Source organism: Cryobacterium levicorallinum, assembly GCF_004402405.1.
Lineage (GTDB): Bacteria > Actinomycetota > Actinomycetes > Actinomycetales > Microbacteriaceae > Cryobacterium > Cryobacterium levicorallinum.
On the sequence record NZ_SOFE01000023.1, the window covers coordinates 489,637 to 501,971 of the forward strand.

At 63.9% G+C, this 12,335-nt stretch carries 9 protein-coding genes and 1 tRNA gene; 2 read left to right on the forward strand and 8 right to left on the reverse strand.

Annotated elements, in window-relative coordinates; translation table 11 throughout:
- Positions 1-36 precede the first annotated feature (36 nt).
- Positions 37-122 (forward strand) — tRNA-Leu (locus tag E3O11_RS14310).
- Positions 123-173: 51 nt separating this feature from the next.
- A complete protein-coding gene (locus E3O11_RS17715) occupies positions 174-344 on the forward strand; it encodes a hypothetical protein (RefSeq protein WP_158251657.1) in 171 nt (56 codons plus the stop codon).
- 66 nt (positions 345-410) lie between these two features.
- On the opposite strand, the gene pyk is transcribed toward E3O11_RS17715, so the two are convergent.
- The 8 genes from pyk to E3O11_RS14350 form a co-directional block, all read right to left on the reverse strand.
- Complete coding sequence (gene pyk / locus E3O11_RS14315; protein WP_092448531.1) at positions 411-1,856, reverse strand: pyruvate kinase; 1,446 nt, start codon at positions 1,854-1,856, stop codon at positions 411-413.
- 66 nt (positions 1,857-1,922) lie between these two features.
- Complete coding sequence (locus E3O11_RS14320) at positions 1,923-3,380, reverse strand: glutamate synthase subunit beta (RefSeq protein ID WP_092448530.1); 1,458 nt, start codon at positions 3,378-3,380, stop codon at positions 1,923-1,925.
- Positions 3,373-7,950 (reverse strand): glutamate synthase large subunit, encoded by a 4,578-nt coding sequence (gene gltB, locus E3O11_RS14325; protein ID WP_092448529.1) that lies wholly within the window; start codon positions 7,948-7,950, stop codon positions 3,373-3,375. Before gltB ends, E3O11_RS14320 begins: the two co-directional genes overlap by 8 nt.
- Positions 7,951-8,115: 165 nt before the next feature.
- On the reverse strand, positions 8,116-9,105 hold the full coding sequence (lgt, locus tag E3O11_RS14330; RefSeq protein WP_233195391.1) for a prolipoprotein diacylglyceryl transferase: 990 nt from the start codon (positions 9,103-9,105) through the stop codon (positions 8,116-8,118).
- 94 nt (positions 9,106-9,199) lie between these two features.
- Positions 9,200-10,033: a tryptophan synthase subunit alpha gene (gene trpA, locus E3O11_RS14335; RefSeq protein WP_092448528.1), complete on the reverse strand. Its 834-nt coding sequence runs from the start codon at positions 10,031-10,033 to the stop codon at positions 9,200-9,202.
- Complete coding sequence (trpB, locus tag E3O11_RS14340) at positions 10,030-11,256, reverse strand: tryptophan synthase subunit beta (protein WP_092448527.1); 1,227 nt, start codon at positions 11,254-11,256, stop codon at positions 10,030-10,032. The genes trpA and trpB overlap by 4 nt, the downstream gene beginning before the upstream one ends.
- The gene (trpC, locus tag E3O11_RS14345; RefSeq protein ID WP_092448526.1) at positions 11,257-12,027 is read right to left on the reverse strand and encodes an indole-3-glycerol phosphate synthase TrpC; all 771 of its coding nucleotides are present in this window, start codon (positions 12,025-12,027) and stop codon (positions 11,257-11,259) included.
- A gap of 19 nt (positions 12,028-12,046) precedes the next feature.
- Positions 12,047-12,277, reverse strand: coding sequence for a DUF6704 family protein (locus E3O11_RS14350; protein WP_092448525.1), 231 nt, complete (start codon positions 12,275-12,277; stop codon positions 12,047-12,049).
- Between the last annotated feature and the right edge of the window lie 58 nt (positions 12,278-12,335).

Below are 12,335 nucleotides of genomic sequence, written 5' to 3' on the forward strand. Positions count from 1 at the left end.
AGGAAAGCCTACGGTATTCTGAACGAGTAGTTGTAAGCCGGTGTGGCGGAATGGCAGACGCGGAGCACTCAAAATGCTTTGTTCGCAAGGACGTGTGGGTTCGAGTCCCACCACCGGTACCAGAAATCACGGCAAGTTTGTGTTGACACGCCCGCACCTGTCAGGCTGGACCGATGATGAATAACATGGCGTATTGGGGCTACCTGTCTTTACTGATCTATCCGGCGCTGATCGCACTGGGGTTTTGGGCGGCCTATTTCGTGATTCGAAACGCCATCCGCTCGGGGCTGCGGCAGCACCAGGAATGGCTCGACGCGCGGGCGCAGAAGCCGCCCGTTCTCTAAACCACACGCAACCACACGCAAAAAAGCCCCGCCGAGATGATCGGGCGGGGCTTTTCGCTTGAAGGCTTACTTCTTGACGTACGCCGGTGCGACCTCGTTGTGGGCGTCGCCCACGCGGTGCACGCGAATGTCGTTCGTCGAGCCGACAATTCCGGGAGGGGAACCGGAGATGACGACGACCTTGTCACCGATTTCAGCGAGGCCCTGACCGATGAGAATGTCATCGACCTGACCGAACATGGCGTCGGTGTGGGTCACCGGCTCCACGAGGTAAGTCTGGATGCCCCAGGTGAGGGCCAGACGACGACGGATGCCCGGCTCCGGCGTGAACGCCAGCATCGGAATCTTGGACCGCAGACGCGACATACGTCGCGCTGAGTCTCCGGACTCGGTGAAAATGCACAGGAATTTGGCTTCAACGAATTCGGCGACCTCGATGGCGGCCAGCGTGATGGCGCCACCCTGGGTGCGCGGACGATTGGTGAGCTTGCCGATGCGCTCCAGGCCGTGAATTTCGGTGGATTCCACAATGCGAGCCATGGTCTGCACCGTGACGACGGGGTACTCTCCGACGCTGGTCTCACCGCTGAGCATGACGGCATCCGCACCGTCGAGGACGGCGTTGGCGACGTCGCTGGTTTCGGCGCGGGTGGGCACGGGGCTCAGAATCATTGATTCGAGCATCTGCGTGGCGACGATGACCGGCTTGGCCATGCGGCGGGCGATCTCAACAGCCTGCTTCTGCACGATCGGCACGGCTTCGAGCGGGAGCTCCACTCCGAGGTCGCCACGGGCGACCATGATGGCGTCGAAGGCGTCGACGATCTCTTCGAGGTTGTCGACGGCCTGCGGCTTTTCGATCTTGGCGATCACCGGAACGCGACGACCTTCTTCGGCCATGATCTCGTGCACCCGGGTTATGTCCTCGGCGCTGCGCACGAAGGAGAGCGCGATGAGGTCGGTGCCGAGGCGGAGGCCCCAGCGCAGGTCCGCTTCGTCCTTCTCTGACAGGGCGGGCACGTTGACGGCCACGCCGGGCAGGTTGATGCCCTTGTTGTTGGAGACGGGACCGGCGACGATGACCTTGGTGGTGACGACGACGCCATCCGTTTCAACGACCTGCACCTTGACCTTGCCGTCGTCGATGAGCAAAAAGTCGCCCGGGTGCACATCGTGCGGCAGACCCTTGAAGGTCGTGCCGGACAGTTCCTTGGTACCGAGCACATCTTCGGTGGTGATCTTGAAGATATCGCCGACGGCGAGGTCGTACGGGCCGCCCTCGAACTTGCCGAGACGAATCTTCGGACCCTGCAGGTCGACCATGACGGCGACGGCGCGGCCAGAATCGTTCGCGGCCTTGCGCACGTTGGCGTACACGCTTTCGTGTACCTGATAGTTGCCGTGGCTCAGGTTCATGCGACAGACGTCAACGCCCGCGTCAATGAGCGCCCTGATCTGCTCGTAGCTGGACGCTGCCGGCCCGAGGGTGGCAACGATTTTTGCGCGTCTCATACTGGTGAATCTCCAATTTCCGCGCCCGGAGGGCGCAATTACAGCGTAGTGAGGGAAAACTCAGGGTTAGAGAGCGAAGGACCGGTCGGTCGGCTTCACGGGGGAGGGCAATTGCGTCTTGCCTTCCAGGAACTGGTCAACCGCGGCCGCTGCGGCTCGTCCTTCGGCGATGGCCCAGACGATCAGGGACTGGCCGCGACCGGCGTCCCCGGCGACGAAGACACCCTCGTGGCTGGTCTGATAGTTGCCGTCGCGTTCCACGTTGCCGCGGTTGTCGAAGGGAAGCTTCAGCTGGTGGCTGAGTTCGTTCGATTCCGGCCCGGTGAACCCCATCGCGAGCAGCACGAGGTCAGCAGGAATTTCCTTCTCCGTGCCGACCTTAGGAACGCGACGTCCGTCGAGGTATTCGGTTTCGGCAATGCGAATGGCACGCACCTCACCGAAGTCGTTGGCCAGAAATTCGACCGTCGACGCGAGGTATTGGCGGGTGCCGCCCTCTTCGTGTGCGCTCGACACCTCGAACAGGGTCGGCGACATCGGCCACGGCTGGCTGTCCGGGCGAGTCGTGCCCGGCTGCTTGCCGATCGCCAGGTTGGTGACGGATGCTGCCAGCTGGCGGTGCGCTGTGCCGATGCAGTCAGCTCCGGTGTCACCACCACCGAGCACCACGACGTGCTTGCCCTCAGCCGTGATCTGCGCTTGGAGGCTTCCGCCGGCACCTAACTTGTTCTGCTGCACGAGGTATTCCATGGCGAAGTGCACACCGGGCAGGTCGCGCCCGGGAATCGGCAAGTCCCGGGGAACCATGGCTCCGGTCGCGACCACGACGGCATCATACCGGGCGCGCAGGTCGTCCCAGGTGATGTCCACACCGATGTTGACGTTGGCGCGGAACCGGGTTCCCTCCGCCGTCATCTGCGCGAGGCGCAGTTCGAGGTGTTTCTTCTCCATCTTGAAGTCGGGAATGCCATAGCGCAGCAGCCCGCCGATACGGTCGTCGCGTTCGAACACGGCGACCGTGTGGCCGGCGCGGGTCAGCTGCTGGGCTGCGGCCAGGCCGGCGGGGCCGGAGCCCACGACGGCGACAGTCTTGCCGGTCAGGCGTCCGGGCGGTTGCGGCTGCACCCAGCCCTTGGCGAAGGCCTGGTCAATAATCGACACCTCGACCTGCTTGATGGTGACGGCAGGCTGATTGATGCCGAGCACGCACGACGATTCACAAGGCGCCGGGCAGAGCCGTCCGGTGAACTCGGGAAAGTTGTTGGTCGAGTGCAGGCGTTCGATGGCCGCTCGGCCCTCGTCGCGCCAGACCAGGTCGTTCCACTCGGGAATGAGGTTACCGAGCGGGCAGCCCTGGTGACAGAACGGTACGCCGCAGTCCATGCAGCGGCCGGCCTGCCGTTTGAGTACGGCCGCGTCACCCTGCTCGTAGACCTCTTTCCAGTCCATCAAGCGGATGGCCACAGGCCGTCGAGCGGGAAGCTCACGTTCCGTGTCCTTTAGAAATCCCTTCGGATCAGCCATTGGTTACCTCCAGAATTCGATTCCAAACAACGAGACCGTCGGGATCGAGTCCCTCGTCGACGGCCGTCTGCCTGGTCTCCAGCACGGCCGCGTAGTCGCGCGGCAGCACCTTGACAAAAGCGTTCATGGTTTCTTGCAGGTTTTCCAGCATCCGCTTGGCAAGTGCCGAGTCAGTCTGGTCCCGGTGTTGTTCGAGCAGGTCGCGCACGATTTCACGGTCGACGCTGTCGAGGGCAAGCAGCCTCAGCTCCCCCGAGGTGAGCGCGTCGCGGTTGACCCGTTCGGCGGTGAGTCCGTAGACGTAGGCCGTGCCACCACTCATGCCGGCACCGAGGTTGCGCCCGGTCTCGCCGAGGATGAGGGCGACTCCGCCGGTCATGTACTCGAGCGCGTGGTCCCCCACGCCCTCGACGACGGCGACGGCACCGGAGTTTCGCACCAGGAACCGTTCGCCGACGATGCCGCGAATGAACATGCTGCCCTGCGTGGCTCCGTAACCGATGACGTTGCCGGCGATGACGTTGTCCTCGGCAGGAAACTGGCTGGTTCGGTCGGGGCGCACAATGATCTGCCCGCCCGACAGGCCCTTGCCGACGTAGTCGTTGGATTCGCCCTCGAGCCGCAGAGTGATCCCGCTCGGCAGGAACGCCCCGAAGGACTGTCCGGCGGAACCGGTCAGCCTGACCTCGATCGACCCAGCGGGCAGGCCATTTTCGCCGTGCCGCAGGGTGACCTCGTGGCCGAGCATGGTGCCAACGGCGCGTTCGGTATTGCGAATCGGCAGATCGATCTGCACCGTGCCGCCGTGTTCGAGCACGCTCCGGCTTCGGCGAATCAGCTCATTGTCGAAGTGCTTCTCGAGTTCGTGCTCCTGGGCCCTGGCCCACTTGCGCGGTTCGCTCTCGGAGAAATCCGGTCCGCTCAGAATGGGCGAGAGGTCCAGCCCCTGTGCCTTCCAATGGGTGAGCGCACGGTTCACGTTCAGGACTTCACTGTGTCCGATGGCCTCGTCAAGGCTGCGGAATCCGAGTTCGGCGAGGTACTCGCGTACTTCCTGGGCGATGAACTCGAAGAAGTTCACGACGTGGTCGGCCTGACCATTGAAACGCTTGCGTAGGTCCGGGTTCTGGGTAGCGACACCGACCGGGCAGGTGTCAAGGTGGCAGACGCGCATCATGATGCAGCCGGCGACCACGAGCGGGGCTGAGGCGAAACCGAATTCTTCGGCGCCGAGCAAGGCACCGATCAAAACGTCGCGTCCGGTTTTCAGCTGGCCGTCGACCTGCACCACAACGCGGTCGCGCATGCCGTTGAGCATGAGCGTCTGCTGTGTCTCGGCGAGGCCGAGTTCCCAGGGCGTGCCGGCGTGCTTGAGCGAGTTGACCGGGCTCGCGCCCGTTCCGCCGTCGTGCCCGCTGATCAAAATCACGTCGGAGAGCGCCTTGGCAACCCCCGCCGCGACGGCGCCGATACCGGACTGGCTGACCAGTTTGGTGTGGATGCGCGCCTTCGGGTTGGCCCGCTTCAGGTCGAAGATGAGCTGCTTGAGGTCTTCGATGGAGTAGATGTCATGGTGCGGCGGCGGCGAGATGAGGCCGACGCCGGCCGTGGCGTTCCGGGTACGGGCGATCCACGGGTACACCTTGGTGGGCGGCAGCTGCCCGCCCTCACCGGGCTTGGCGCCCTGCGCGAGCTTGATCTGGATATCGTCGGCGTGGGTCAGGTACATGCTGGTCACGCCAAACCGCCCCGAGGCGACCTGCTTCACCGCGCTGCGCCGAGTCGGGTCGAGCAGACGGTCCAGGTCTTCGCCGCCCTCGCCGGTGTTCGACTTGCCGCCGAGGCGGTTCATCGCGATGGCGAGGGTTTCGTGCGCTTCCTGCGAGATAGAACCATAGCTCATCGCTCCGGTAGAGAACCGCTTCACGATCTGCGACACCGATTCGACCTCGTCGAGCGGCACGGGCGTGCGCTGGCCGGCGCTGAGGGTGAACATACCGCGCAGCGTCATGAGCGATTCAGCCTGGTCGTCGACCATCTTCGTGTACTCGCGAAAGATGTCATAGCGCTTGGTGCGGGTGGCGTGCTGCAGCCGGAAGATGGTCTCCGGGTTGAACAGGTGCGGGGCACCGTCCCGGCGCCACTGGTATTCCCCGCCGGTCGCGAGGCGCTCGTGGGCGGTCACCGCGGCATCCATTGGGTAAGCGGATGCGTGCCTGGCCAGGTTTTCGACACCGATCACGTCGATGCCGACGCCGCCGAGCTTGCTCGTAGTGCCGGTGAAGTACTGGTCGACGAAGGACTGAGCGAGGCCGACGGCCTCGAAGGTCTGCGCGCCAGCGTAGGACGACACGGTGGAGATGCCCATCTTGGACATGATTTTGAGCACGCCCTTGCCGAGAGCCTTGATCACGTTGCGCACGGCCTTTTCGGGCGTGACGTTGGTGATGATGCCGCTGCGCACGAGGTCTTCGCAAGTTTCCATGGCGAGGTACGGATTGACGGCTGAAGCGCCGTAACCCATGAGCAGGGCCACGTGATGCACCTCGCGCACATCGCCGGCCTCGACCACGATGCCGACCTTCATGCGGTTTTCGGTGCGGATCAGGTGGTGGTGCACGGCGGCGATCATGAGCAGCGACGGGATCGGGGCGAGGTCCTGGTTGGAGTCGCGGTCACTCAACACGATGAACAGCGCGCCGGCTTCGATCGCCTCGTCGACCTCGACGCAGATCGCGGCGAGGCGCTTAGCCAGGGCGTCTGAGCCCTCTTCGAAGCGGTACAGGCCGCGAATGGTCGTGGTGGTCCGGCTGCCGACGGCGGGGTCGATGTGCTGGATCTTGGCCAGTTCGTCGTTGTCGATGACTGGAAAATCGAGAATGACCTGACGGGCATGTTCCGGACCGGCCGTGAGCAGGTTGCGCTCAGGGCCGAGGCCGAGCTTGAGGCTCGTGACGACTTCTTCGCGAATCGAGTCGAGTGGCGGGTTGGTGACCTGCGCGAACTGCTGGGTGAAGTAGTCGAACATGAGGCGCGGGCGGTCGCTCAGAACCGCGATGGGGGTGTCGCTGCCCATGGCACCGAGTGGTTCGGCTCCGGTGCGTGCCATCGGGGTGAGCAGAATGCGCACCTCTTCTTCGGTGTAGCCGAAGGTGCGCTGACGACGTACAACGGATGCCGGCGGGTGCACGATGTGCTCCCGCTCCGGCAGGTCCTTGAGGTTAATACGCCCCTTCTGCAGCCAGTCGCCCCAGGGTTCGCTGGCCGACAGTTCGGCCTTGATCTCCCGGTCGTCGATGATGCGGCCGGCCACGGTATCGACCAGGAACATCTGGCCGGGGCGCAGGCGGCCCTTACGCACCACCCGCGCCGGGTCGATTCCGAGCACGCCGATCTCACTCGCGAGCACGACGAGGCCGTCATCGGTGATGAGGTAGCGACCGGGACGCAGGCCGTTGCGGTCGAGGGTGGCGCCGACGAGAGAGCCGTCGGTGAATACGATCGCAGCTGGTCCGTCCCACGGTTCCATGAGCATGGAGTGGTATTCGTAGAAGTCACGACGCTCATCGTCGAGGTCGGTCTGGTTCTCCCAGGCCTCGGGCACCATCATCATAATGGCGTGCGGCAGGGACCGACCAGACAGGCTGAGCAGTTCGACGACCTCATCAAAGGAGGCCGAGTCGCTCGCGCCGGGCGTGACGATCGGCAGCAGGGGTGCGAGGTCACCGAGCAGCTCGGACTCAAGCTGGGACTGGCGGGCGCGCATCCAGTTGCGGTTTCCCTGCACCGTGTTGATCTCGCCGTTGTGGGCGATCATGCGGAACGGCTGGGCGAGCGGCCAGGACGGGAAAGTGTTGGTGGAGTAACGCGAGTGCACCAGGGCGAGCGTCGATACGAATCGTTTGTCCGACAGGTCGGGGTAGAACGGTTCGAGCTGCAAGGTGGTGACCATGCCCTTGTAGACCAGGGTGCGGCAGGACAGCGAGACGAAATAGATCTCGAGCTCACGCTCGGCCCGCTTCCGCAGCCGAAAGGTCTGTCGGTCGAGCGCGATGTCGCCGAGCAGGTCGCCCGACTCGGTCGTTCGGGTGCTCTGCACGAACAGCTGTTGGATAGCCGGCATGTTCGCACGCGCCTGGCTGCCGAGGTCTTCCGGATGCACCGGAACCTCCCGCCAGCCGAGGATGGTGAGGCTTTCCTCGTCGGCGATCAGGCTGATGGCCCGCTTGATGGCCGTGCGCGCGGTCGGGTCGGTCGGCAGAAAGACGTTACCGACGGCGTACTGGCCAACGGGGGGAAGCGCGAAATCCGTCACGGCGCGCAGGAAGGCGTCCGGTATCTGGGTGATAATGCCGGCACCGTCACCGGTTCCAGCGTCGGAACCGACCGCACCGCGGTGTTCAAGATTGCGCAGCGCGTCGAGGGCCTGGGTGATAATGTCGTGCCCGGCGGTGCCCCGCAGGGTCGCCACCATGGCAAGGCCGCACGCATCGCGTTCGGCGGCGGGGTCGTACAAACCGGCCGCTTCGGGCATGCTGCTGAAGCGGGAATAGAGAGGTTTCTGCGGCATTGAGACCGTCCTCACGAAATGACTAGCAGTAAGGGACGACGCTGGCCCGAAGGAAATGTGTGCAGGGAGTTGTAGCGGGAACCCTGATCGGGTTCGGCCCTGTTCGAGTTTGCCCTGACCGGGCAGCGCTACGAGTGCGTCGGTTGGGATTCAACCGACGTGAGTCTACAGACGCGACGCGCTCGTGCTTGTGGCTGCGGCCTCGGGTGATTCGGTGTGTTCATCGGCATCATCGCTCTGATCCGCGGAGCTTTGATCAAGATCATCCGAATCGCTGTCATCTAATTCTACCCCAGCGTCCGGGCCATTCCATTCCCGACCAGGAACATAGGCGCTGAGCTCTAGTCCGGGGTGACGGTGACGTTGCACGAGGATGATCACCAAGCCGAGCACGACGGCGGCCAGAGCGGCCCAGACGTTGGTGCGGATTCCGAAGTAGATCTCGCTCGGGTCAATGCGAATCGACTCAAAAAAGCTGCGACCCAGTCCATACCAGATGAGATATACGCCGAGCGTCTGACCGAAACGCAGACGGAATTTACGCTCGAGGTAGAGAATGACGGCGACGCCGAACAGATTCCAGATGATTTCGTAGAGAAAAGTCGGGTGGAACAGTGTGTCGGCCGGCAGTCCGACCGGGAAGGCGGCATTGCCGGACTCGATTTCCAGCCCCCACGGCAGGGTCGTCGGCAGCCCGAACAGCTCGTGGTTGAACCAGTTGCCGAGCCGACCGGTGGCCTGGGCGACCAACAAAGCGGGAGCAACAGCATCCGCGAAGCTCCAGAAACGGATGCCGGCCATCCGGCAGCCGATATAAGCGCCGACGGCGCCGCCGATCAGCGACCCGAAGATGGCGTTTCCGCCTTCCCAAATGTAGAGGGTGCGGAGCAGGTCCGCTCCATCAAAGAAGTAGTCTCCCGGGTGCGTCAGAACATGATAAATGCGGGCTCCGACAATGCCGAGGGGAACGGCCCAGAGGATGATGTCGAGTACAACGCCCGGCTCGGCACCGCGCCTGGTCAGGCGGCGCGAGGTGATGATGGTGGCGAGGACGATGCCGGCGAGAATACACAGCGCATAGGCGTGGATGCGGAACGGGCCGAGGTCGAAGAACTGCCACTCGGGGCTCGGAATACTCGTGCTCAGGAGACTCAACAACACCTAGGTACTACCTTTCATCGTGACTCGCGTCACTTGGGGCGAAAATAATCGATCGCCTCGAACAATTTAGTGTAGAGCGCGCCTGCGATTACCGGGGCGCGGAGGCCGGGCGAATATCGCTCGCGCCGGCGGCGAGTTCGAGGGCCAGCCGCGCTACGGCGGTGACTCCCCCTTCGGTGAGCGCCTTCACGAGGGCAGACCCAACGATGGCGCCGTCGGCATAGCCGAGAATTTCCCGTACCTGCTCGGGAGTCGAGATGCCCAGCCCGACACAGGCGCTCGTGCAGCCGACAGAGCGGAGGCGTTCCACCAGGATACGAGCAGCAGAATCGACCCCGGCGCGGGCGCCGGTCGTGCCCATCGTCGAAACGGTGTAAACAAAGCCGCGGCTCGCTTCAATCGCCTGCACCAATCGGGCGTCCGAGGAGGACGGCGCGGCGAGGAAGACCCGGTCCAGTCCGGTGCGTACGCTCGCGGTCATCCAGTCTGCGGCCTCGTCGGGAATAAGGTCGGGGGTGATCAGGCCGGCACCACCCGCGGCACGCAGGTCGTCGGCGAAACGCTCGACGCCGTACTGCACCACCGGGTTCCAGTAGGTCATCACGAGAATGGGGGCGTCGACCTGTGCGGTGATCGCCTTGACGGCTTCGAATCCGTGGCGCAGCTTGAAGCCGTTCGCCAGGGCCTGCTGCGTGGCAGCCTGAATGACCGGGCCGTCCATGACGGGGTCGGAATAGGGCAGACCGAGTTCAATGATGTCGACGCCGTTGGCGACGAGCGCCACGGCGGCGTCAATGCTCTCAGTCAGGGTCGGGAAACCGACCGGTAGGTAGCCGATGAGAGCGCCGCCGCCCTCGGTGCGTCGCCGTGCGATGGTCTGTTCGACCGTGCTCACGGTGTCGTTGGGTGCTGTGACCGTCATGATTGTTCCGCGCCTTCGTCGAGCAGGTCGAAGTACCGGCCGGCTGTTTCCATGTCTTTGTCGCCGCGCCCGCTGAGGTTGATCAGAATGGTCGCGTCCGGGCCGAGCTTCCGGCCGAGCTCGAGCGTGCCGGCCAGGGCGTGCGAGGACTCGATCGCCGGGATGATTCCTTCCGTACGGCTGAGCAGCCGCAGGGCGCTCATCGCGTCGTCGTCGGTGATCGGCAGGTACGTGGCCCGGCCGATGCTGGAGAGCCAGGCGTGCTCCGGGCCGACGCCGGGATAGTCAAGGCCCGCTGAGATCGAGTGCGATTCAACGGTCTGGCCGTCTTCGTCCTGCAGCAGCATACTGCGGGCGCCGTGCAGCACACCGGGGCGTCCCTTGGTAATGGTCGCTGCGTGGCGCGGCGTATCGACGCCGTCTCCGGCCGCTTCGTAGCCGTACAACGCGACATCGGCATCGTCCAGAAAAGCGTGGAAGATGCCCATGGCGTTTGAGCCGCCGCCGACACACGCCGTGACGGCATCCGGCAGGCTGCCGGTCAGGTCGAGAACCTGTTGGCGAGCCTCCTCGCCGATGATCTTTTGAAAGTCGCGGACCATGGCGGGGAACGGATGCGGCCCGGCCACGGTTCCGAAAATATAATTGGTCGTCTCGACGTTGGTGACCCAGTCGCGCATGGCGTCGTTGATCGCGTCCTTCAGGGTGCGGGAGCCGGTCTTGACCGGAACGACCTCGGCACCCAGCAGGCGCATGCGGGCCACGTTCAGCGCTTGCCGCTCGGTGTCGACCTCGCCCATATAGACGACGCATTCGAGCCCGAACAGGGCGGCGACAGTGGCGGTGGCAACTCCGTGCTGGCCAGCTCCGGTTTCGGCGATGACTCGGGTTTTACCGATGCGCTTGGTGAGTAGAGCCTGGCCGAGAGCGTTGTTGATCTTGTGCGAACCGGTGTGGTTGAGATCTTCGCGCTTGAGAATAATGCGGGCACCACCGGCGTGCTCGGCGAAGCGCGGCACCTCAGTAATGATCGACGGACGACCGGTGTAATTGATGTGCAGGTCCATCAGCGCCGCGGCGAAGGCTGGATCCTTCTTGGCGAGTTCGTATTCTGCGGTGAGTTCATCAAGCGCTGAAACGAGGGACTCGGGCACGAACCTGCCGCCGAATTCCCCGAAATATGGGCCGGATTCTGCACGTAAGGATTCTTCTCGTAAAGACATTTATACCGCCAAAAACTCAGAGAGGGTTCGGATGGGATCACTCGTAACAAGCGCTTCGCCGACCAGGACAACATCGGCTCCGGCTGCGCGGTAGTGCGCAACATCGGCTGCTGTCTTGACGGCGGACTCGGCGACGCGAATAACGCCGGAGGGGATTTTGTCGGCGAGGGCGCCGAACAGGTTCTGGTCAAGTTCAAAGGTTGACAGGTCGCGCGCGTTCACCCCGACCAGGCTGGCGCCGATGTCGAGGGCGCGACTGACCTCATCCCCGCTGTGCGTTTCAACCAAGGCCGTCATGCCTAGCTCACGGATGAGGTCGTGCAGAGACAGCAGGGTGGACTGGTCGAGAGCGGCGACGATGAGCAGCACCAGATCGGCTCCGGCCGCGCGGGCCTCGAACACCTGGTACGGCGTTCCAATGAAGTCCTTGCGCAGAATCGGAATGCTTACCGCAGCGCGCACCTGCTCGAGGTCGGTCAGCGAGCCGTGAAAGCGTCGTCCCTCGGTGAGCACGCTGATGGCGCTTGCCCCGCCGGACTCATAGGAGACAGCCAGCGCTGCCGGGTCGGTGATGGCAGCGAGGGAGCCGCGGCTCGGGCTCGCTCGTTTGATCTCGGCGAGAATCTTGACCCGTTCGGTGGGAGCAAGGGCGTGCAGGGCATCGAGTGCAGGCGGGCGGACGCGCGCAGCGGCTTCCACGCTCGCGAACGGGCGGGTGAGTAGGCGTTCTTCGGCGTCGGAAACCGCGCCGGAGAGAAGTTCTTGGAGCACCAGGTGGCCGCGCAGCGGGTCAGTGACCGTGCGGCGTGGCGGTCATGGTGTTTACGCCATAGCCAACCTTGCTCATCACGTAGCCAACAACGAGACCGGCGAGCAGCAGGCCGAAGGAGGCCCAGACCAGCCAGGGCAGCTCGAAGAAGAATGCGGTCGTGCCGATGGTGAATGCCACCAGCATGATGATGACAGCGGTCCAGGCCGCCGGGGAGTGGCCGTGTCCGGGATCTGACGTATCGATGCTCATGGTTCTCCTCGTAAATACATTCTGCTGTGTACGTTGACAAGCACGTTAAGTCTAGCGG

Coding starts and splice junctions, on each gene's coding strand:
- trpA (WP_092448528.1), bottom strand. CDS start 10,033: ATGACGGTCACAGCACCCAACGACACCGTGAGCACGGTCGAACAGACC.
- trpB (WP_092448527.1), bottom strand. CDS start 11,256: ATGTCTTTACGAGAAGAATCCTTACGTGCAGAATCCGGCCCATATTTC.
- E3O11_RS17715 (WP_158251657.1), top strand. CDS start 174: ATGATGAATAACATGGCGTATTGGGGCTACCTGTCTTTACTGATCTAT.
- gltB (WP_092448529.1), bottom strand. CDS start 7,950: ATGCCGCAGAAACCTCTCTATTCCCGCTTCAGCAGCATGCCCGAAGCG.
- pyk (WP_092448531.1), bottom strand. CDS start 1,856: ATGAGACGCGCAAAAATCGTTGCCACCCTCGGGCCGGCAGCGTCCAGC.
- E3O11_RS14350 (WP_092448525.1), bottom strand. CDS start 12,277: ATGAGCATCGATACGTCAGATCCCGGACACGGCCACTCCCCGGCGGCC.
- E3O11_RS14320 (WP_092448530.1), bottom strand. CDS start 3,380: ATGGCTGATCCGAAGGGATTTCTAAAGGACACGGAACGTGAGCTTCCC.